Origin of the sequence: Listeria ivanovii subsp. londoniensis (assembly GCF_000763495.1) — a bacterium.
Taxonomy (GTDB): Bacteria; Bacillota; Bacilli; order Lactobacillales; family Listeriaceae; genus Listeria; species Listeria londoniensis.
The window spans coordinates 910177-932881 of sequence record NZ_CP009576.1 but is presented as its reverse complement, the minus strand read 5'-3'; the positions used below and the strand labels follow the sequence as shown (position 1 = coordinate 932881).

18 protein-coding genes are annotated in these 22705 nt (G+C 36.1%); 9 read left to right on the top strand and 9 right to left on the bottom strand.

What is annotated here, in order from left to right; genetic code table 11:
* Nucleotides 1-18: 18 nt before the first annotated feature.
* The 3 genes from JL53_RS04550 to JL53_RS04540 all read right to left on the bottom strand — a co-directional run bounded on the left by JL53_RS04550 (nucleotide 19) and on the right by JL53_RS04540 (nucleotide 6919).
* Nucleotides 19-4449, bottom strand: a complete 4431-nt coding sequence (locus JL53_RS04550; protein ID WP_003718943.1) for a 2-hydroxyacyl-CoA dehydratase — start codon at nucleotides 4447-4449, stop codon at nucleotides 19-21.
* A gap of 264 nt (nucleotides 4450-4713) precedes the next feature.
* Entirely contained in the window at nucleotides 4714-6090 is a 1377-nt protein-coding gene (locus JL53_RS04545) for an amino acid permease (protein ID WP_038406905.1), read from the bottom strand.
* Nucleotides 6091-6283: 193 nt separating this feature from the next.
* On the bottom strand, nucleotides 6284-6919 hold the full coding sequence (locus JL53_RS04540; protein ID WP_003718941.1) for an FMN-dependent NADH-azoreductase: 636 nt from the start codon (nucleotides 6917-6919) through the stop codon (nucleotides 6284-6286).
* 193 nt (nucleotides 6920-7112) lie between these two features.
* On the opposite strand from JL53_RS04540, the gene JL53_RS04535 reads away from it, so the two are divergent.
* The 6 genes from JL53_RS04535 (at nucleotide 7113) to JL53_RS04510 (ending at nucleotide 13637) form a co-directional block, all read left to right on the top strand.
* Nucleotides 7113-9929, top strand: a complete 2817-nt coding sequence (locus JL53_RS04535; RefSeq protein WP_038406904.1) for a sigma-54-dependent transcriptional regulator — start codon at nucleotides 7113-7115, stop codon at nucleotides 9927-9929.
* Between the two features lie 329 nt (nucleotides 9930-10258).
* On the top strand, nucleotides 10259-10693 hold the full coding sequence (locus JL53_RS04530; protein WP_038406903.1) for a mannose/fructose/sorbose PTS transporter subunit IIA: 435 nt from the start codon (nucleotides 10259-10261) through the stop codon (nucleotides 10691-10693).
* On the top strand, nucleotides 10693-11178 hold the full coding sequence (locus JL53_RS04525) for a mannose/fructose/sorbose PTS transporter subunit IIB (protein WP_003718938.1): 486 nt from the start codon (nucleotides 10693-10695) through the stop codon (nucleotides 11176-11178). Before JL53_RS04530 ends, JL53_RS04525 begins: the two co-directional genes overlap by 1 nt.
* Nucleotides 11179-11339: 161 nt before the next feature.
* Nucleotides 11340-12152, top strand: coding sequence for a PTS mannose/fructose/sorbose transporter subunit IIC (locus JL53_RS04520; protein ID WP_038406902.1), 813 nt, complete (start codon nucleotides 11340-11342; stop codon nucleotides 12150-12152).
* A gap of 18 nt (nucleotides 12153-12170) precedes the next feature.
* Nucleotides 12171-13049 (top strand): PTS mannose transporter subunit IID, encoded by an 879-nt coding sequence (locus JL53_RS04515; protein WP_003718936.1) that lies wholly within the window; start codon nucleotides 12171-12173, stop codon nucleotides 13047-13049.
* A gap of 120 nt (nucleotides 13050-13169) precedes the next feature.
* Nucleotides 13170-13637, top strand: a complete 468-nt coding sequence (locus JL53_RS04510; RefSeq protein WP_038406901.1) for an Lmo0779 family protein — start codon at nucleotides 13170-13172, stop codon at nucleotides 13635-13637.
* A gap of 331 nt (nucleotides 13638-13968) precedes the next feature.
* Here the strand turns inward: JL53_RS04510 and JL53_RS04505 are convergent, their stop codons facing one another.
* From JL53_RS04505 to JL53_RS04495, 3 genes are read right to left on the bottom strand one after another with little or no spacing between them, the layout of a single operon-like run.
* The gene (locus JL53_RS04505) at nucleotides 13969-15465 is read right to left on the bottom strand and encodes a restriction endonuclease subunit S domain-containing protein (protein ID WP_038406900.1); all 1497 of its coding nucleotides are present in this window, start codon (nucleotides 15463-15465) and stop codon (nucleotides 13969-13971) included.
* A gap of 10 nt (nucleotides 15466-15475) precedes the next feature.
* The gene (locus JL53_RS04500) at nucleotides 15476-17617 is read right to left on the bottom strand and encodes an HsdM family class I SAM-dependent methyltransferase (protein WP_038406899.1); all 2142 of its coding nucleotides are present in this window, start codon (nucleotides 17615-17617) and stop codon (nucleotides 15476-15478) included.
* Nucleotides 17618-17676: 59 nt separating this feature from the next.
* On the bottom strand, nucleotides 17677-17859 hold the full coding sequence (locus tag JL53_RS04495; RefSeq protein ID WP_038406898.1) for a YlcI/YnfO family protein: 183 nt from the start codon (nucleotides 17857-17859) through the stop codon (nucleotides 17677-17679).
* Nucleotides 17860-18059: 200 nt separating this feature from the next.
* On the opposite strand from JL53_RS04495, the gene JL53_RS15530 reads away from it, so the two are divergent.
* Entirely contained in the window at nucleotides 18060-18785 is a 726-nt protein-coding gene (locus JL53_RS15530; RefSeq protein WP_144242634.1) for a hypothetical protein, read from the top strand.
* Here JL53_RS15530 and JL53_RS04485 read toward each other — a convergent pair.
* Nucleotides 18765-19148 (bottom strand): hypothetical protein, encoded by a 384-nt coding sequence (locus JL53_RS04485; RefSeq protein ID WP_038406897.1) that lies wholly within the window; start codon nucleotides 19146-19148, stop codon nucleotides 18765-18767. The two genes, JL53_RS15530 and JL53_RS04485, sit on opposite strands and share 21 nt — an antisense overlap.
* A 157-nt stretch (nucleotides 19149-19305) precedes the next feature.
* Here JL53_RS04485 and JL53_RS04480 point away from each other — a divergent pair, with 157 nt between their 5' ends.
* Complete coding sequence (locus tag JL53_RS04480) at nucleotides 19306-20169, top strand: ROK family protein (RefSeq protein ID WP_003718929.1); 864 nt, start codon at nucleotides 19306-19308, stop codon at nucleotides 20167-20169.
* A 37-nt stretch (nucleotides 20170-20206) separates the two neighbouring features.
* On the opposite strand, the gene JL53_RS04475 is transcribed toward JL53_RS04480, so the two are convergent.
* Entirely contained in the window at nucleotides 20207-20539 is a 333-nt protein-coding gene (locus tag JL53_RS04475; protein WP_038406896.1) for a hypothetical protein, read from the bottom strand.
* A gap of 39 nt (nucleotides 20540-20578) precedes the next feature.
* A complete protein-coding gene (locus tag JL53_RS04470; protein WP_038406895.1) occupies nucleotides 20579-21508 on the bottom strand; it encodes a diacylglycerol/lipid kinase family protein in 930 nt (309 codons plus the stop codon).
* Nucleotides 21509-21685: 177 nt separating this feature from the next.
* Here JL53_RS04470 and JL53_RS04465 point away from each other — a divergent pair, with 177 nt between their 5' ends.
* Nucleotides 21686-22675 carry an NADPH:quinone oxidoreductase family protein gene (locus JL53_RS04465; RefSeq protein WP_038406894.1) on the top strand — a complete coding sequence of 330 codons (990 nt, stop codon included), beginning with the start codon at nucleotides 21686-21688 and terminating at the stop codon, nucleotides 22673-22675.
* Nucleotides 22676-22705 lie beyond the last annotated feature (30 nt).

The following is a 22705-nucleotide window of genomic DNA, read 5'->3' as shown; positions in this document are numbered from 1 at the left end:
ATCTGCTTACAATCTTTTTTAATCGTTATCTGTTTGAACATGTTCACTAGTGGAGGAAGCGACATGTTTTACTTTTTGAGCAATTGCGCCCACTGGATCAGCTTCTCTAGCCTGTTTGACTTTATTGCCAATCATTTCAACTGGGGCACTCTCTCTAACTTGTTTTGCTTTGCCAAGAATTTTTTCTCTTGGGTTAAATCTTGTATTTGTTTCTTTTTCAGTAACTACTTCAGTTCCTTCTAGTTGTTTTCTTGCAATCGACAGCATTAGCTTGATTCGGTTTAATTGGTTAACTGAACTAGATCCTGCATCGTAATCAATTGACATGATATTCGCTTCTGGATACATTTTTTTCAATCCCTTAATCATTCCACGACCGGTGATGTGGTTTGGCAAACAAGCAAATGGTTGTAAGCAAGCAATATTTGGCACATTACTATCTAGTAACTCAAACATTTCTCCTGTTAAAAACCACCCTTCACCCATTTTATTTCCAAGCGACAGTAACTGGCTTGCTTTTTCAGCTATGGATTCAATACTAGCTGGAGCTTCAAAACGCTCACTTTTCTTCAGCGCATCTGTAACGGGTTTCCGGAATTGATTAATTAATGGGATTGCGACACTTTGTTTTGCGAAAGATTTTACTTTCGAGCGGCCAAATGTATTTGCAGCAAAATGATCATCGTAGCAGCAATACAAGATGAAATCAGTCAAATCAGGTACTACCGCTTCCCCGCCCTCTTCTTCAATAACATCAACAATATCATTATTTGCACCCGGATGGAATTTTACAAGTATTTCCCCAACTACCCCTACTCGTGGTTTCACTTCGTTTGTTATTGGTAGTTGATCGAAAGCTTGCACCATTTCGTTTGCAAGTTTTTTGTATGCGGATAGAGAATAATTCTCCATTAAATCGCGGCCAGCATCCAAATATTTACGGAATAGTTTATTTGCACTTCCTTTTTCTACTTCATAAGGTCTTGTCCGGTAAAGCATCCGATCAAGCCCATCCCCTAAGCTAATCCCTGCTAAGAGCCGAACAAGTATTTTCGGTGTTAATTTAAATCCTGGCTGCTTTTCTAGCCCATTTGCATTGAGAGAAATGACTGGGATATGATCAATTCCTGCTTCACCTAACGCTTTTTTCAGCATCGAGATGTAGTTAGTTGCCCGACATCCGCCACCTGTTTGCGTCATTAAAACAGCTAAGTTATTCAAATCATAATCACCATGTTTTAGAGCATCCATCATTTGTCCAATCGTCAAAATGGCTGGGTAACACGCATCATTATTTACATAACGCAAACCTTCATCCACTGCACGAGGCGTAACGGCTGGAAGAACTTCTAAATTATAGCCACCTACTTTAAAAGCAGCTTCTAACATTTCAAAATGAGTCGGCGCTAGCTGTGGTGCTAAAATTGTATAAGTTTTCTTCATTTCTTTTGTAAACATAACACGCTCTTTTGGTTTTTTCATCCTAGTTGGTTTCACATTATTTTTTTCACGCTCTTCCATCGCTGCTTTCAAGGACCGTACACGAATTCTTGCAGCGCCCAGATTATTAATTTCATCGATTTTAAGTAAAGTATACACTTTATTATGACCTTCAATGATTTCTTGGCACATATCTGTGGTGATCGCATCAAGTCCGCAACCAAATGAAGTCAATTGAACAAACTCTAAATCTTCACTTTTGGCAGTGAAACTAGCAGCACGATAAAGTCTTGCATGGTATTTCCACTGATTTTCGACGCGGAGTTTATGGTCTATTTCGCCGAGATGAGAAATGGAATCTTCGGTTAGGACGGCCATTCCGTTCATTGTAATCAATTCTGGAATTCCATGATTTACTTCAGGATCAATGTGGTATGGGTGACCCGCAAGAACGATTCCTTTGATTTTATTTTTTTTAATGTAAGTAAGTGCTGCTTCTCCCTCTTCCTGTATATCTTTACGACAAAGTTCTGCTTCTTCAAGTCCTGCTTTCACTGCCTCTTCCATATCTGCAGCAGGTACTTCTGGGAAGGCTAAGCTCATTTGGCTAATTAGTGCTTTTTCATTATCTAATGTTAAAAACGGGCTAATCATTGGAATATTTTTCTCTTCTAATGCATCAACATTGACACGAATAACTTCCGGATAACCAGCAACAACTGGGCAATTAAAATTATTCGTTGCTTCACCGAATTCTGGTTTTTCATACACCACTGATGGATAGAAAATTCGGTCCGCTTTTTTCTTAATCAAATCCATAATATGTCCGTGTGTTAATTTTGCTGGGAAACAAACTGCTTCTGATGCAATCGTTTCAATCCCCTTATCATATAGATTTTTAGATGATTTAGAAGAAAGGACTACTCGAAATCCTAAATTCGTCAAAATGGTGTGCCATAGTGGATAATTTTCAAACACATTAAGTGCACGTGGAATTCCAATCGTACCACGAGTAGCTTCAGATTTTTTTAGGGACTTATAATCAAAAGTTCGTTTTAATTTGTAAGCATATAAATTTGGTAAGACGTTGCGCGTTTTTTCGACACGTTCACCGCGTTCACAGCGATTTCCACTAACGAACATCCGGTCATCACCAAATCTAGTTACTGTAAGTTGGCATGTATTACTACAAAGGTTGCAACGTGATTGTGAAGTTTCTGCACTAAATTCACGTAATTTTTCAAGTACGAGCATTTCTGTTACTTCGCCTGTTTCATAGTGTTCCCGGGCAATTAGTGCCGCCCCGTATGCGCCCATCATCCCAGCGATATCTGGTCGAATAACTTCTCGTCCAGTCAAAAGTTCAAAAGCTCGAAGGACAGACTCATTATAAAATGTGCCGCCTTGCACGATTACTTTTTCACCAATATCTTTTGGACTACGGAGTTTAATTACTTTTTGCAAAGCATTTTTTACAACAGAATAAGCAAGGCCAGCGGATAAATCTTCCATACTAACGCCTTCTTTTTGCACTTGTTTTACTTTTGAGTTCATGAAAACGGTACAACGAGAGCCAAGGTCTACTGGTGCTTTTGCTTCCAATGCCCGGGCAGCAAATTCTTCAATAGACAAATTTAGCGTTTGTGCAAATGTCTCTAAGAACGAGCCACAGCCAGCAGAGCACGCTTCATTGAGCATTAAACTATCGAGTGCTCCTTTTTTAATTTTCATACACTTCATATCTTGTCCGCCAATATCTAAAATAAAATCTACATCCGGTAAAAATTCGCGAGCAGCTCGGTAATGAGCAACTGTTTCAATTTCACCAACGTCAATTTTCAGTGCGGCTTTAATGAGCGATTCGCCATAACCGGTAATACCGGACTGTGCAACTCGCACCTTTTCTGGCAAAATTTCATATAAATCACTTGTTGCGTCAATAACAGATTGAAGTGGATTCCCATTATTACTAGCATAAAAAGAGTATAAAATTTCGTTTGATTGACTCATTAAAATAAGTTTCGTCGTAGTTGATCCTGCATCAATACCTAAATAAGCATCGCCTTCATAGTCTTCCAACTTCGCTCGTTTGGCTTTCATTTTATTGTGTCGTGCTCGAAAATCTTCTAAGTCAGTTTCATTTTCAAATAACGCAGGTAAAATTACTGTATCAGTTGCCATCGTTGTCATATCCATATTAGATAGACGATTAATCATGTCCTCTACTTTGGTTGGGACATCATTTAGGCCTGTAAAAGCAGTTCCAAGCGCAATAAAATATTCCGCATTTTGTGGAGCAATAATATCGCTTTCTTTCATTTTTAATGTTTCTGTAAAACGATATCTTAGTTGATCAAGGAAAGTGAGTGGTCCTCCGAGAAACGCTACTTTGCCGCGAATGGGACGTCCACAAGCAAGCCCGCTAATTGTCTGCGTCACAACACTTTGGAAAATTGAAGCAGCAATATCTTCTTTTCTAGCCCCTTCATTTAATAATGGTTGTACATCTGTTTTAGCAAATACACCACATCTTGAAGCAATTGGATAAATAGTATTGGCATTTTGCGCTAATTCATTTAAACCTGTTGGATCTGTTTGAAGAAGCGTTGCGATTTGATCGATAAAAGCTCCCGTACCGCCAGCACAGGCATTATTCATTCGTTGCTCAATCCCGCCACTGAAATAAATAATCTTCGCATCTTCACCACCTAGTTCAATAACTACATCTGTTTCAGGAATAACTTGTTCAACGGCTTCTGTACATGCAATAACTTCTTGCACAAATGGTACGTTCAAAAATTTGGAAATCGCTAGTCCTGATGATCCGGTGATTTTGAATGTCATTTCTGTCATTCCACATTTTTTTTGCATGTCTTGCATGATTTCTAATGTTACTTTTTTAATGTCCGAATAATGTCTTCTGTATGTTTGAAATAAAATATCCCCCTGGTCGTTCAACGCTACGGCTTTCGCTGTGGTTGATCCAACGTCTAATCCTGCATGAATCATTTACATCATCCCTTTCACTGCGCATTCATTATTATGTACAAAAGTTCACATATAAGCGCCCAATTGTATACAACTTCACATGAATAGTCATTTTTAAAAATGAGTGAGTACTCACTCGAAATGCATAAGCACGGTAAAGTCTCTAAACACCTATCATTCTACACGATTTTTTATAATTGTAAAGAATTTCGCGGCAATTTTTCGGAATAAAAAAAGACGTTCATTTGCTAAAACTGCTTTCTTTAGCGAATGAACGTCTTTTTACTAATTATGTCGAATTTTCGACTTTTTGTTGGAAGTTTTTAAAACTTGATATGCGATAGCTAAAAGAAGAAACCATACTGGCGTTACAAAGAGTGCAATTCGCGTATCAGCTGCAAAGCCAAGGATAATTAATAATCCTCCAAAGAAAATTAAACTAACCCAGTTCATAAATGGTGATAATGGCATTTTAAATTTACTTTTAGCTGCAATTTCTGGGTGTTTGTGACGAAAACGTAAATGAGCTACTAAAATAATGCCCCAAACCCAGATAAAACAAATCGTCGCGATACTTGTAACTAAAATAAATACTTGTTCTGGCAAGAAATAGTTTAAAAACACACCAATAAGTAAGCATGCTGTTGAAGTGATTAATGCTGTTGCTGGTACGCCGTTGGAGCTTAAATGATGCATCTTTTTCGGTGCTTTTCCTTCTGCTGATAGTGTATAAAGCATCCGGCTCGTACTGAAAATACCGCTATTACAAGAAGACATTGCTGCTGTTAATACAACAAAGTTTATGATTCCAGCAGCTGCCGGGATTCCAATCATCGTAAATACGCTAACAAAAGGACTTGTATTAGGGTCAATATTACTCCACGGATAAATCGACATCAGAACAAGTAATGCGCCGATATAGAAAATCAAAATCCGAATTGGAATATTATTGATCGCTTTTGGAAGCGTTCGTTCTGGATCGTCTGCTTCTCCAGCAGTTACCCCTACAAGTTCAATTCCAACAAAAGAAAAAGTTGCCATTTGAAATGCAAGTAAAAATCCAGCTATTCCATTTGGGAAAAAACCACCATAATCCACTAAGTTAGAAAATGATGCAGTGCTTGTTCCATGCTTGTAGCCTATGAAGACTAACACGAAACCGATAACAATTAGCGCAATAATAACTACTACTTTAATAATAGCAAACCAAAATTCAATTTCACCAAAAGCTTTTACAGTTGCTAAATTAAATAGAAGTAAAATTAATACACATGCCAGTGCAGGTATCCATTGCGGTAAATCTGGTACCCAGAATTTGACGTACATTCCAACTGCAGTTATTTCGGCAATACCTGTGACAATCCAACAAAACCAATATGTCCAGCCAGTAATAAAACCAGCCCATGGCCCAATATATTGTTCTGCAAATTCTGTGAAAGACCCTGTAGTTGGGTTATGTATTAATAATTCACCCAAAGCTCTCATTACAAAGAATAAGATAGCCCCAATAATTAAGTAAACTAACATGATGGATGGACCAGCTAAGTGAATCGATTTTCCGGCTCCTAGAAAGAGCCCTGTACCAATTGCTCCTCCTATTGCAATCAACTGAATATGTCTATTTTTCAGTCCTCGTTGCAATTCTTCTTTCTGCTCTACCATCTTAATTCATCCCTTTCGAGTAATTAAATAGAATAAAGTGCCGAGGAAATCAGCACTTTATCTATGAATTCTACTTCTCTACTTTACCAATTTCTAAAGGGATTAGCAATCTTTTTTTGGGGATTTATTGGTATAGATAGTTGATAATACTATCTTAACACTTCAGTCTATTAATATTTTTTCACAAACTTTTTTAAAATCCAATTGCACTTTCACGCGCTACCACTTTAGCAGCTGCAACGATTTCCGCTTCTTTGCTTGGATTGTGATCGATTCCTTCAACAAAAATTGTCGGAGCTACTTCGATACCAATAAATTGCAAAATAGTTTTTAAATATGGTTCTCCGTGAGTAAATGAACTTGTTTGTCCAGCAGAATAAATACCACCACTACCATGAATTAAAATCGCTTTTTTATCTTTTAGCAAAGCTTCTGGACCATGCTCTGTGTAACGGAAAGATTTACCAGCAATCACAAATGTATCCACATATGCTTTTAAAAGTGGCGGAACTCCAAGGTTCCAAAGTGGGAAAACAAAAACGTATTTATCAGCTGCTAGGAATTGGTCAGTTAGTGCATTATACGCGTTCAATCTTTGTTGTACTTCTGGCGCTAAATCTGTAACGGCTTTTCCAGCTTGTAGTTCTCTACCTGCAGTCATTAACTCTAAATCCAGTAATGGAACTTCCGTATTATATAAAACTAATTCTTCTACTGTATCAGACGGATTTTTTGCTTTGTATTCCTCCATGAATGTTTCCGCTACTTGCGAACTTCTTGATACTTCATTTGGAAGTGGTGATGCTTTAATAAAAAGTACTTTTGACAATATGAACACCTCATTCGTTTTATTTGTTACTTCTATTATAGTAGTACTATCAAGAGTACTAGTCAATTTGTTTTTTATTCAATAATCATTGACTTTTTCACTAGGCATGCTAAACTAAATACAGAATTTAAGAGTGTATTAATTCGTTTTAATACACTAAACGTTTTCGGATACACTAAATGGAGGTATTATAATGAAGCGTATTGATCGCATTTATGAATTTATTTTAGAAAATCCCTCTACCATGACGATTCGCGAACAACTTGAGAATAATGAAGGATTTACTGCATCCCGTATTTCAGAAACTTTAGACATTCTAAGAAATAATGTCAGCATGGAATTAAATGAACTTCACAGGCAAGGAAAAATCATCAAAATCGTTGGCCGACCAGTGCTATATTTACCTAAAAAAGCTGTTGAAGAGGAAATTGGCCGTAACTTAGCTGATACTGAACTTGAATTTGAAAGTTGTGAGGCTCTTTTAAAATTACTTAAACCCAAAATCGCGGAAAGAAGCCCTTTTGATGATTTAATTGGAGCAAATGATAGTCTAAAAACACCTGTCGAACAAGCCAAAGCTGCTGTCCTTTATCCACCAAACGGACTACATACGATGATTCTTGGGCAAACAGGTGTTGGTAAAACGCTTTTTGCCAATTTAATGTATCGGTTTTCGCAACATGCTAAGCGTTTACCTACTGATGCACCGTTTATTATTTTCAATTGTGCCGATTACTATAATAATCCACAACTTCTGATGTCCCATATTTTCGGTCATGTTAAAGGTGCTTTCACTGGCGCCGAAAATGACAAAGGTGGTCTTGTTGAAAAGGCAGATGGCGGTATCTTGTTCTTGGATGAAATTCATCGTCTACCGCCTGAAGGTCAAGAAATGATTTTCTACTTAATGGACTCTGGGACTTACAATAAACTTGGCGAGACAGATCGGACGCGAACATCAAATGTGCTTATCATTGGTGCAACGACAGAAAATCCGGAATCTTCCTTATTAAAAACATTTATGCGCCGAATTCCAATTATTATTACGTTACCCAGTTTGGAAGAACGAACTGCTTTTGAGCGTGTCGAGCTACTTAAATACTTACTTTCTAGTGAAGCTCACCGCGTGAATAAACCGATTAGGATTGAAGATGAAGCCGCAAAAGCTTTACTAGGCAACACAACTTACGGAAATATTGGTCAATTAAAATCTAATATTCAACTTGTTTGTGCTCAAGGATTCTTGAATAGTTTTGATAAAGATGATGAAATTTTGATTGATTTTAAAACTTTACCAATCAACATTAAAGATGGATTCTTCCACTTTAGTAATCGCCGAAAAGAACTTCAAGCTATCGCCGAGTACTTAGAGCCCTATACAACCATTTTCCCAGAACTTAACAATACTTTGATTACATCCGATGAATATGAGCCTAACTTTAACTTATATAAAATCATTGAAGATAAAGCATCCATACTAATGGATCAAGGCGTGGAAGATGATGACATCAAAAAATTCATTAAAATGGATATTGATATTCATCTTAATAGTTTTTATAATAAATTTAAAAACACCATTCACAACCGAGAAAATATTTTAAAAATTGTCAATGAAGAAATCCTTAATTTTGCAGAAGGCGTAGAGCAGAGAATTGAACATCAACTCGGTAAAAAGCTGAATGAACGCTTCCTGCTGGCCTTTAGTCTCCATTTGACCTCCTTTATTAAACGAATTGAAAGCAATAAACCACTCAAATATACGAATATCGAAAATGTGGTCAATGATCAACCGGAAGCATACGAACTCTCGCGCGAAATTAAAGATGACATCGAAGCAACTTTTCACATTCGCGTACCTAATATGGAAGTTATGTATTTAACCCTACTCATTAGTTCGCTTTTAAAAGATCAAGAAAATGCGCGAGTTGCTGTACTTGTTGCAACTCACGGAAATAATACTGCGAGTAGCATGGTCAGTGTAGCCAAAAAACTTCTAGGTGAGGGTCTAGTAGAAGGAATTGATATGCCACTAGATCAAAGTCCAAAAATTGTTCTTGATAAATTAACAGAACGTGCCCGAGAAATGGATATGGGGCGTGGCCTCCTGCTTTTAGTTGACATGGGATCGCTCACAAGTTTTGCGCCAGTGATTTCCGAGCGTACGGGAATTCCGGTTCGTTCGATTGATATGGTTTCTACAGCGACAGTCATTGAAGCGGTTCGAAAATCCAATATTTTGGAGATGGAGCTAGATAGTATTTATGACTCTTTAAAAGACTTCCGCGGTTACGGTGGCTATACTTCCGAAGATGATTCACTTGATTCTAGCCCAAAACCACATGCTATCGTTACTATTTGTGCAACTGGTGAAGGAACAGCCGAAAAACTCCAACTTTTCATCGAAAACATTTTAGACACTATTACAACGGACGCAATTAAAGTCATCCCAATTGGTCTACACGAAATGGATACCCGGCTTGAGCAGTTACAAGAAGAGAACGATATTATTATGGCAGTCGGTATTCAAGATCCAAAAATCCAGATTCCCTTCATCCCACTTGAAAGACTATTTGGAGATGACGGTGAAGAACAACTAGTTAGTCTTGTAAAACAACGCAATATCATTGTAAAAACAGGTGAAACTGGCCGAATTGCTAAAGAGATTATTGAGGAAAGTTTAAACGAATTTTTAACCTACTTGAATCCAAAGAAAACCATCGAGATCTTAAGTTCCTTTGCAAATGTGCTTGAGAAAAAACTCGGCTATGAACTCGATAATACCTTTAAAATCAATTTACTTATTCACGTTGGTTGCGCACTCGAACGGATGGTTTTAAATGATGGTCTGACTTATCATGAGCCAAAAACGATGACCAATACGCTTGTTTTCAAGGCACTTGAGGAAACCAACAAAGAAATTATTTATAAGATGAATTTAAAATTAACCAATGACGAATTATGCTATTTGTATGATATTTTAAATGAAATCCAGCCAGAAGTAATTTTATAATCCTTTTCATACGAGTTAAGACACCTGTTGAATTTTCTATCAATAGTTGTTTTAGCTCATTTTTTCATTAATAATGTACAAATGGCTATTATGAAGTTTTCTAGCTAGTTTTTTAGGGTAAGGTTGTATGTATGTCTGAAAAGAGTTTTATAGTGTATTAAGGTAATTTTATAGCGTATCAAGACCTCGGCCAACTACTACTTAGTGCTTAGAAAAGCCTTAGAACACTTCTATTTACAAAGGAGGTCGTTTAATACAGAAAAGTTGGCATGGTTATTGCGTTAGTATTAATGGAGGATTCATATCCACGCTTTAAGGAGGAGATACTTATGCCAGTTGGAATTGTTATTGGCACACATGGTGAATCTGCACGTGAACTCTTGAAATCAGCCGAAATGATTATCGGTAAACAGGACAATGTTGAATTTATTACTTTTGTCCCCGGAGAAAACACGGATACGCTTATTACCAAATTTAATGAAAAACTAGAAAAAATGGATACTTCTGAAGGCGTTATTTTTATGGTTGATCTATTTGGTGGCAGTCCTTATAATGCTTCAAGCCAAATTGCATTACCAACAGAAAATATGGATGTTGTCACTGGTGTCAATATTCCGATGTTACTTGAAGTGCTATCAATGCGCGCCGCAAGTAATCAAAAAGATTTAGTAGAAACTGCTCTTAAAGCAGGAATTGGTGGTGTTAAGTCACTAAAAAAATCATTACCAAAAATGGAAAAACAAGTCGGGGAGGACGATTTATAATGGAAATTCGCTTAGCACGTATTGACGACCGTTTAATTCACGGACAAGTAGCAACAGTTTGGACAAAAGAAACACAGGTAGAACGTATTATCGTTATTAGTGACGATGTAGCAAAAGATGAAGTTCGTAAAACACTTCTTACGCAAGTAGCCCCTCCTGGAGTAAAAGCAAGCGTTGTAGACGTACAAAAAGGGATTCGCGTATACAACAATCCAAAATATGCAACTACTCCTGTAATGTTACTATTCACCAACCCAACAGACGTATTAACTTTAGTGGAAGCTGGAGTCAATATTACAACCGTCAACATTGGTGGTATGGCTTTCCGTGAAGGCAAACACATGATTACCAATGCTGTTTCCATTGATGAAAAAGATGAAGCAGCTTTCCGTAAATTAGATGAAAAAGGCATCGAACTAGAAATCCGCAAAGTCGCTTCTGATAACAAAGTAAAATTAATTCCACTACTAGATAAAGAAAAATAATACCTCTATCACTCAAATTTCAGGAATGCAAGTGTTTATAAAGAATACCTTAAAGGGGTGATTCATGATTAAAGCTCATGCATTAAACACCTCCGTTAGTCAGTCAGCATATTGAAATTATTTTATTTTATTATTTGAAAGAAAAATTGGGAGGGAAAAATATGACTGCAATACAATTAATCCTTGTATTCCTCGTATCATGTATTAGTGGTATGGGCAGTATTTTGGATGAGTGGCAAACACATCGTCCATTAATTGCCTGTACACTAATTGGTCTAGTTCTTGGGGATATTACGACCGGTATTATCATTGGGGGAACACTTGAAATGATCGCGCTTGGATGGATGAACATCGGGGCTGCGGTTGCACCAGATGCGGCACTTGCTTCAATTATTTCTACTATCTTAGTTATTACAGGTGGACAAGATATCAGCGTAGGTATTTCACTAGCGATTCCTTTAGCTGCTCTTGGACAAGTACTTACTATCCTTGTTCGTACAATTACAGTTGCTTTCCAACATATGGCTGATAAAGCTGGTAAGGAAGGTAACCTCAGAAGTCTCGACTGGATACATGTTTCAGCACTCTTACTTCAAGCAATGCGTATCGCCATTCCCGCAATGATTGTCGCGGTAACAGTTGGTACAAGTGCTGTAGAAAATCTACTTAATGCCATTCCAGATGTGATTGTTAATGGACTTAACGTAGCTGGCGGATTTATCGTTGTCGTTGGTTATGCCATGGTTATTAACATGATGTCAGCTAAATATTTAATGCCTTTCTTCTTCTTAGGTTTTGTTGTCGCGGCATTTACAGCTTTCAACTTAGTAGCGCTAGGTGTTCTAGGTTTAGTTGCAGCAATTATTTATATCCAACTTAACCCTAAATATCAATTAAAAGCAGCTATCGAGCAATACGGTGGAGGCGGCGGCGGACGGCAAGCAGACGATCTCGACGACGACCTCGATGACTAAGGAAGGGGGAGAAAAAATATGAGTGAACAAATTATAGTTAATGAAAAGAAAATAACGAAACGTGATTTAATGGGCGTATTCGTTCGTTCCAACCTCTTCCAAGGGTCATGGAACTTTGAGCGGATGCAGTCTTTAGGATTCTGTTTCTCCGTGATTCCAGTAATTAAACGTCTTTATCCAGAAAAAGGACCAGAAAGAGAGCAAGCAATCAAACGTCACTTAGAATTCTTTAATACCCATCCTTATATGGCGGCACCAATCTTAGGTGTAACCACTGCGATGGAGGAACAAAAAGCAAATGGCTCCGATATAGACGATGGTGCTATCAATGGTATCAAAGTTGGTTTAATGGGACCACTTGCAGGTGTTGGGGATCCGATCTTCTGGGGAACTGTTCGTCCAGTATTAGCTGCATTAGGCGCTGGTTTTGCAACGGATGGTAGTATTATTGGACCGATTTTATTCTTTGTATTGTTCAACGCAATTCGTTTAGGCTTCCGTTATTGGGGCGTGTTCTATGGCTATACAAAAGGTACCGATGTTGTATCTGATATGTCTGGTGGTTTACTCCAAAAATTAACAGAAGGTGCTTCTATTTTAGGACTATTCGTAATGGGTGCGCTCGTAAATAAATGGACCACAATTTACGTACCACTTGTAGCTTATACTACAGAAGACCCTAAAACTGGTAAAGAAGTTCCGACTACGGTTCAAAGTATTTTGGACCAATTAATGCCAGGTCTTCTTGCCCTACTTCTTACATTCGCATGTATGTGGGTACTGAAGAAAAAAGTCAATGCACTTTGGTTGATTTTAGCTTTATTTGTAGTTGGTATTCTGGGTTACTGGTCCGGCATCTTAGGACTTCCACCAGCAGGTTATTCACCACTAGGTTAAGAAATTAGCATTAACTTATATGAGGGGAATCGGAGTCAAGTCCGGTTCTCCCTTTTATTTGAATAATTATGTTACAATATGTTTAAATGAAATCAATGATAGATTGTGAGTGATAAAAAAATGGTTTGGGATGCTACGAATATCTTCTTATTTGTTGCCAATATATTAACTTTACTGTATATCTTGTATAATGATGCAGTAATTCCACTATGGAAAGGCAAATCTGTTTTAACCGTCAAATTGCGTTCTCGAGGTCGTTGGGATGGCTATATTTTCGTCGGAATTATCGCGCTACTGTTTGTTTCCAATACGTTTTTCCGGGAAGGTCCATTTTCCACTTCGGTATTACTAGCAATTATGGGCGTGCTTTTTATCTACATTTGTTTTTTCCGTAGTTCAAGAGCAGTCTTTAAAAAAACCGGTATTTTCTACGCCTTATTATTCTTCCCTTATGACAAAATTGAACGAATGAATTTATCGGAAGACGGCATCCTCGTGATTGAAACAAATCGTCAACGGTTAATGTTGTTTGCGAGATCTGAGAAAGATTTGGAGAAAATGCTTGCTGTGTTTGCTACATATAGTTAAAAAAAGCTATGCCTCGTTTTCCTGTTTGTTAGGAATGGAGTCATAGCTTTTTTTGTTGGTTGAATAATGTGTTTAGTGCTAATAGAAAGTAATTATTAACGGTTTTGGAGAAAGAAAACATCCTCCGCTTTCTTAAGATCTGGTTTGATTATTTGAACCTTAAATATTCTTTAAAAACCTTTTAATATCAATGTTTTAGATGGTTTTCAGCTACAAATATTGCATTGACTTTCAGAATAATTGAACACTTTGGTGTCAATTTTTTTACAAACACATGTGAACCAAAATAGAATACTTGCTTAATTAGTGTGACTTAAAATAATTATTGAAATTATATATCTTTTAGCTTATCAATATAGAAATTTTTAGATTTGAGTGTATCAGTTTTGATATCATTTATAATTAATTTTAAAAGCGAATTACAGATCGTTCTTAGCTTACTAATTTCGTATATTCCCAATTTATCTATTTCAGTTTTTTTAAAATCAAACGGATGAATTATATAGTCGTTAAAATAGAGTTCAGTTATTTTATTTATAGTGTCATCTTCTATGTTAGGAAACTTTAAGATATCCCAGTACTGAACAGCAAAACTCCCACCTTGCCCACCTACTGATAACTTATCCATTATCCCTCTTTTTTTCATATAATTTAGAAACGTACTTATTAAAATAGTATTTTTCAAATTTACATTTTCTTTATCGAGTGGAGTAATAATTATTCCGTGAATATTAGTTGTAAATCTTAAAGAATTGTCACATATTGCAAATGTTTTGCCTACATTTCCCTCAGCTGAAAACAGAATATCATTCTCCTCTAAAAACCATACTTTCCCAGCTGCTCCTAAAAAGATAGTTTTATCAATATATCCATAGTCAGAGATATCACTAGGATATATTAGTAAAGAATAATTAGGTTGAAATACCTCTGTTTTTATTGATCTTCCTAAATCTCTTTTTTGTAGCGATGGACCTCGTTTAATTCTATATCCCAATTCTTCCAAAGTCTTATTACCAGTAGGAAATTGTTCAATTTTGCCAAAGAAGCTCTGCACCTCTTCAGAATAAAAACCTGCATCAATTCTTTTAGCCGATAACAGATTGGAAGCTTTTATAAAAGGTTTTTCTACAAAAATTGTTTCTAATTCTTTATCGAAAATACTGAAAATTTCTTCTTGGATTTTTTGAGCTCGTCTTTCAGAAAAAATAATGTTTTTTGTCAAGTTTTCAATTATCTGTATGACCCAATAATCATTTTCTCCAGGAAATGGTATATAACATTCTAATAAATTAGAACCCGAGTGTCTTATGGTTGAACCTTTTGGAGTTATTGAATCTAATTGAATATTAAAATAGCTATCCTTTAAAAAAGAAAATAAATAGTATTTATTAATGTTACTTTTCACGTTCAATTTTATCATCCCTGATGATAGTAGACATGAACAATTATCATCATTAAAGAAAATAGCACTATCTCCAATATTAGCATCTGTAGCTACAATTACATCATCATCTTGCAATAATTGATTTTCATTGTAAGATATTTTATTTTCATTTAAAAAAAACGATTTTTGAACTTGAACAGTATAATTTAATTTATCAATACAACTATTACGTACGAATTTTACATTAGAAACTAAATCTTTAAGATAAGAAGACGCTCCTGGCTCTGTTCCTCTAACAAAAGGAATAGTTTCCAATAAATCTTGAATTGCAACTTTACGCTTAGCCCGGACACCAATCTTTTTATAATTATTCGGGGATAAATTTGTTTTCCCCTTTACTATATCACTTATCTTTATCTCTTTAGGAATTATAATATCTTCCATTTATATCACCTCAATCCAGAAAACAATCTCTCAGTTCATCTTCTTGTAGCATACACCATTCACGAAATTCATCAATAATTTTAGTGAAATCTTCATTTAAAACATTTTCACCAGTTTCAGTATCTATAATAGTTTCAAATGTTTGTGGGTTTAATTTATAATCATTTTCAAATATTACATTTCTGCTTGCGGTTCTTTTGGTATATCCAACATTTTTAACTTCTCTAACAAAAACAGAATAATCATCATTTTTTAAATGTTCTATGGTATTTCTACCTATATTCGTCGGCTTATATCCAAAAATTATTGTCGTATTTACCCCCGTCTCAGCAAATATATTTGCTGGTAAATCAACGAGTGCTACTATACGAATTTGATTTAATAGCCATTCCCTCGCAAACTCAAAGCTTTTATTTGACGCAATACTGTTACTCAAAACTATACCAAATCGTCCACCATGTTTTATTGAACGCACAGCATTTTCAAGAAACACAACCCCTAGATCTAGTCCATCTTTAGGATTAGTTTCTATATATTTATCATAGGTCTCATAAAATTTAGCTACACGTAAATCATCATATTTCTTAAAGTCCAGATTTCTGCCCTTGCCAAATGGAGGATTTGTTAATATAACATCATATTTCATCAACTCTGCTCCATCTGGTCTGTTATCCCAATTTCCACTTAGATTATAATCAGGGTTCAAAGCTGTAATATCTCCACTAGTAGTTAATTTATGGTCGATTGATCCTTTATCTTCTGCATAGAATATATTGGCATTCCCATCACCATTCAGAAGCATGTTAAGTTGCGCTAAAACTGTCATATTATAATCATTGTCCAGACCATACAAGTTATTATCATTTAATCTCAAATCAGAATTCGCATAGCTAACTGATAAGAAGTCCGCAATTCCACAACAGGGATCACAAATTGTATCGCTGCGTTTAGGATTAACCATATCTACTAGAAAATTTATTATTGGTATCGGGGTTAGAAATTGTGCATTTTCTTCTTTTTTAAATCTAGTTGCGAAATTATAAAATACTAATTGATATAAATCACCACGGGCAGATTTAGTAAATGCATAACGCTGAAATTCTCTCACTATAGTTTGAGCTACACGTACATGTCTTGTATTCGTCCACGTTATCTTCTCTTCAGCTAGAATATTTTTATACTGTCTTTTAGCATTAGTAAAAATAATCTTTAACCTATTAATAAATGTTTGAACTTCGGGATCAGAAATATTACCTCCTACCATTTCTTCATCGGGTGAAATATGAAAATTTAATACTTGACCATATTTATCCGATTCGTGTTCGTCAAAAATCTTTACAGCAAGCAATTGAATTAACAGCATATAACCTTCTTCGTTAAACAAACTATCTTCTGTTAACTGCCGTAAAATATTGTTCAAAGATTTTCTTAGATTTTCATCAGAGATTTTATCAACAATATCGAGATCTTCTATCTTTAAATTTTTCTTTTCAAGATCAACTCCGTTTACTTTTTTATCCAGTTCAGCAAAACTTGGTATCATATAATATGGATCAGTTAATTCTAACTGATATTGTTCTAAAATACGTTGGCTATTGAGAAAATTCTTACTATTGTCATATCTTGTAATAACCCCCATTTGGTCTTTCTTAAAAAGATATAGTCTACCTTCATTGTAGTAAACTCCCATCACAAAAGAAGAATCTGATTCTTTAATTGTTGCTTTAATTTGAGAATTAAATACTTGGTCAATTGTTTTATCATTTTCTCTTTTAAATTCAATCATTACAACTGCTTTTTTACGTAATTTATTTAAAGCATCTTGATTTTTATTCATTCTGTATTCTTGATATAAAGCAAGCCAATCATTATCGTCAAAGATTACAGCATCAATTTTTATAGGTTGTGAATTTTTATTTCCTTTAGGGAAATATATTTCCGTTCCAATTAAATCTCTTTTATACAACCCTGAATCAATCAAGCCATATACAAACTCCCATTTGTAAAATTGTTCATTTGGTTTACCGTGAATATCTTTAATCTCAATATTATCTTTAAAGCTTCCATCTTCTGTTACTAAAGAACGTTGAAGAAAACGCTTTGATAAATTTTCATTTCTAAATTTTAATCGTGATTCTGCAAAAGTTCCCATAAATCGAACGCCTCATTTTCTTTAATCTTAGTAATTAATTATAATAATGTATTCACTCTTTACTTTTCTTGATCTCTTTCCATGTTTTCCAAAGCGTATTCGCATGCTTGAATAACAAAACTCGAAAATGTTGCATCATTTTCTACAATTACTTCTTCAATTTTTTCTATAAGTGGTGCAGGGAATCTAATCGTCTTGTTTTCTGTTTCTTTTCGGTTAGGTTTAATTTTGAAATTACTCAATTAGCATTACCTCCTGACCCAGTTAATTGTAATCCGTTTCGCACAACAAATATGCATTGCATTCAGTGTTGCGAAAAGCAATATTTATTATTAAAATGACTATAATGGAAAGAAAGAGAAATTGAAAGGAAAACAATGATGAAAAAAAGCAAATCGCATTAGTAGTTGGAATTAGTTTGCTATTGTTGAGCTCATGTTCTATGAATAAAAAGATAAAACATACGACTTCATCAACTAGAAAACACTTACTAGAAACTACTAGTATATCAACTCAAGCTACAATTGAATCCACATTATCAGAGAACATATCAGAAGAAAAACCGTTAACATCACTATTTGATGCGCTATCACAGGAATTAAAGGTAGTCTTGATGGCAGATACTGTTGACTCACATGTAAAACATTATTCTAATTTAGAGGGATTTACTCTGTATTATACTATTGATAACAAGGATATTTATTTACAAATTACAAGTGGAACTGGAACTGGTCATCCAATTTATAAGCTTTTAATGAGTGCCGAAGGAGCCACTCCAATACAAGGTATCTGCTATTTAGGCAATAGCGCTTATGATGAAGTTGAAGTTAACAACGAATTAGTACCAATTAAAAATCTCTTGCAAACCAACAATGAAAATAAATCTAGTTTTGACAATGCTACAAATAATGTACAACATCTAGATAATTTAAAAGAGCTTTTTGAAGAACAGATGAGCTATGTTAGCAATGATAATCCTGAAGAAAAAAGCACTAGTGTAAATCAACTTTCTGATGAGGACATACTCAATTATTTTATAAATAACATTCTTGATGATGTAGGTGTTACAGATAGTTTAATAAAGCAACAAGCTAACTCATTCTCTAACAAAGCGTTAAAGAACAAGTTTCATTTCTTTCTATTAAAACTATATACCAACATTACTTAATTTAATTTCTGGAATAACAAATTCGACAAATCTACCATGAAGCATTTCGATTTCTTCACTGAACTTGGTGTCAAAACAAATAATACTTTCTTCTAAACGAAGCACTGCAAATCCATCTTCCTCGTAGTCTTCCAACTTCCCTACTACGTGTACTAAGCCCTCTTCATCTATTTCTAACACACAATGTTTCTCTTCACTTTCATGCAAAAGTTCTGCACTAATCATTTCAGGTATCGTAATTTCTACCGTGTAAACCCTACTTGGTTCTGGGTCTTCATCGGCCCAAATCCCAACGCATTCACCGTATTCACTACTAAAAGCGATTCTGCCGTCAGTCAATTTTCCTTGAACCTTTATCTCCACTAACCATTTCCTCCTGCGCTTTAAATTCTTGCTTTATTATAGCACAAAACTAGAAAGTGACGGTAATTTTTAGCTAAGTAATTTCACTTTTTATTTGTTATTTGGCTTAATTAAAAGTATTATAAGTATAGACTTTTAAATTAAAGGAGAACAGATTATGACTATTCTTGCATTTGATATGGGTGGTACCGCAGTGAAGTATGGCATTTTAACAAAACAAGGTGAGTTACTTGAGAAAGGGAAATTTGCTACTCCTGATAATTTGGATGAGCTGATTCGCTTACTCGTCGAAGTGAAAACAAGTTATGATTATTCCTTCCAAGGTGTAGCATTTAGTTGTCCTGGTGCTGTTAATAATGAAACCGGCATCATTGGCGGAGCAAGTGCGATTCCTTATATTCATCATTTCCCTTTTAGACAACTATTAGAAGAAAAATTAGCGTTACCTGTGACGATGGAAAATGATGCCAATTGTGCGGCACTCGCAGAAGTTTGGCTTGGAGCAGCGAAAGATAAACAAGATATTATTTTTATGATTCTTGGTACTGGTGTAGGTGGCTCAGTCATTCGTGACGGTAAAGTTCATCACGGAGCAAATTTGCATGGCGGTGAGTTTGGCTATATGTTAATGGATCAAGATGGACATACGCTTAGTGATCTTGGAACGGTTGTCAATGCTGCCAAACGGATTGGCGAACGACTTGAACCTACAGAAGAAATAGATGGCGTTCGGGCTTTTGAGCTTAGAGAAGATGGAAATTTAATTGCGACCGAAGAGCTTAAGACAATGTTCTACCATTTAGCGCGCAGTATTTTTAATTTACAATATGCGCTTGATCCTGAACTTGTTGTTATTGGTGGTGCGGTTAGTGAACGCAACGGTTTTATTGATGAATTAAATACGTATGTGGATGAAGTTAAAGCAAGTGTACCGATTGCTAAAATCCGTCCAATTGTTGTTAGTTGCGAATTTGGGAATGATGCCAATCTTATTGGGGCGACTGCATTTCATTTAGCATAAAAAAAGAAAGCTGGACACTAGTTGCGCCAGCTTCTTTCTATGCTAATTTTTCGGTTTCGCCGCGACTTTCTAGAACAGTTCCCACTGCTTCAAGCCATTTCTTCTGTTTATTGACTACAAATTGGTATTTAACACCTGATACCATATCAATTTCTAGAATATTCGCTAGAAGAGGTTTTCCTAGTATTTTAGTTCGAACGCCGCGAATTTTCGCTACTCTATCTAATGGGATATTGATTTCTTCATCAAAGTAATCGTTTGGCTTGTGTACGATATAAGTTTTTGTTAAATATAGTTTCCCTGGGACTGCCTTAAAACCATTTTTCGCATTGGCAAGACCTTTATGAATGACCTCTAATTCCTCTTCCATAAAGCGAATCATCTCCTTGTCTTCTATATTTATTATAACCTATTTCTTTAGTACAAATGGGCCAAAGCGCTTCTTGCCGCTTTCTTTTGGAGCAAGAATATTCAAATGGCTTCCGAGCACTTCAATTTCTGCTGGAACACCTGGACCTGGATCGCCGTCGACATTAATACTCAAATCTTCCCCACTCGCATCGATCGTTAATTTCTTCGTTTTAATATAAACTACCCCGCCGCTATTTTTTAAGTTACCACGAATTAGTTGTGGAATCATATTAGCAGCATCAAGTAGTCCGAGTTTAGTTAAAATAACGATGTGCAGATAGCCGTCATCGATTTTTGCATCTGGCGCCCATGATTCAATCCCACCAACAGACTTTGTTAATCCAGCAACAACGAGAGCTGCTTCCCCCTCCCAAACTTTATCATCATACTCTAGTTTAAAATTCAGTAACTCATTACGGTTAAATGCCTTTAAACCTTCTAAAAAGTAAGCAACTGAACCAAATTTGGTTTTTTGTTCGACACTAACTTGGTCGACTGCTTGTGCAATCATTCCAATTGCTAATACGTTCATAAAATATTGGTCGTCGATGCGGCCAATATCCATTGGCACCGCTTCCGCATGTTCTAACGCTTGAATTGCTTTTTCGGGTTTTAGCGGAATACCGACAGAACGAGCTAAATCATTTACTGTTCCTAGTGGTACAAACCCAAAGTCAGGACGATTTTCGTGGGTAGCAAGGCCATTAATCGTTTCATTTAATGTACCGTCTCCTCCCATGGCGATAACTGCTTCAAATCCCTGCTCAGAAGCCCAGGAAGCAAATTCCGTCGCATCGCCCGCTTTTTCTGTTAGGCGAACTTCTACTTCTTCATAGCGTTTTTTTAGTATTTCTTCTGCTTTTCCTTGGTATACTTTTCCTTTTTCTTTACCTGATGATGGATTCACAATCAATAATGCTTTCCCCATCGCGCTCACCCTCTCTTGCAAAAAAATCTGCTTATCAAATTACACACATAGTTAGATATCTTCTCTATTACAGTTTACCTTGAAACAGGGATTAGTACCAGTGACAGCCTTGAAAAAAATGGAAAAAAGTCGTAAAGTGAAGAAGAACACAAAATAGAATTGTGGAGGAATTTATAGATGAAATCATTTCAAGCGCTTTTTATTGAAAAAGAACAAGAAAATACCTCGCTTCACTTTAGAGAAACTAACATAGATACATTACCAGAGAACGATGTGATTATTGAAGTACATTACTCCGGTATTAATTACAAAGATGGGTTAGCAGTGCTTCCCGATGGCAAAATTGTTAGTAAGTATCCTTTTATTCCTGGTATCGATGCAAGTGGTGTGGTTGTCGAATCAAAGTCTGAGCGCTTTCAATCAGGCGATAAAGTTATCGTAACTAGTTATGATTTTGGTGTTAGTTACTTTGGTGGCTATAGCGAGTATATTCGCGTCCCTGCTGAATGGATTGTACCTTTACCAGCTGGTTTATCTCTCAAAGAAGCAATGATACTTGGTACAGCAGGCTTCACAGCAGCGCTCTCTGTAGATGCACTTGAATTTAGCGGAGTGACACCAGACGCCGGAAAAATTGCTGTAAGTGGTGCCGCTGGAGGTGTAGGGAGTCTATCTGCAGCCATCTTGACTAAAAGAAACTATCAAGTTGTAGCTTCTTCCAATAAAGCAGACGCGAAAGAATTTTTACAAAAATTGGGCGTTTCTGAAGTTGTTTCCAGAGAAGCATTTCAACCAGAAAAAATTCGTGCGCTAGATAAACAACTGTTTGCAGGTGCGATTGATTGTGTCGGCGGAAAACCACTTGCTTATTTATTAACAGCTGTTCGGTACGGTGGCGCGGTGACAACTTGTGGAATGTCTGCCGGTGGGAAAATAGATACAACGGTCTTTCCATTTATCTTACGTGGCATTCAACTTTTTGGTATAGATTCAGTGCTTTGTCCGATGCCAAAACGCGAGCGAATTTGGAACCGACTTGCAACTGACTTCAAATTAGCCAATTTGGATGAGTTGGCAACGGAAATTCCGTTTTCCAAATTACCAACTGCGCTTCATCAAGTAATGAATGGCGGGGTTACTGGAAGATACTTAGTGAGAATTAAATAATAAAAATGAGCATCACCTTCAGTTTACAGG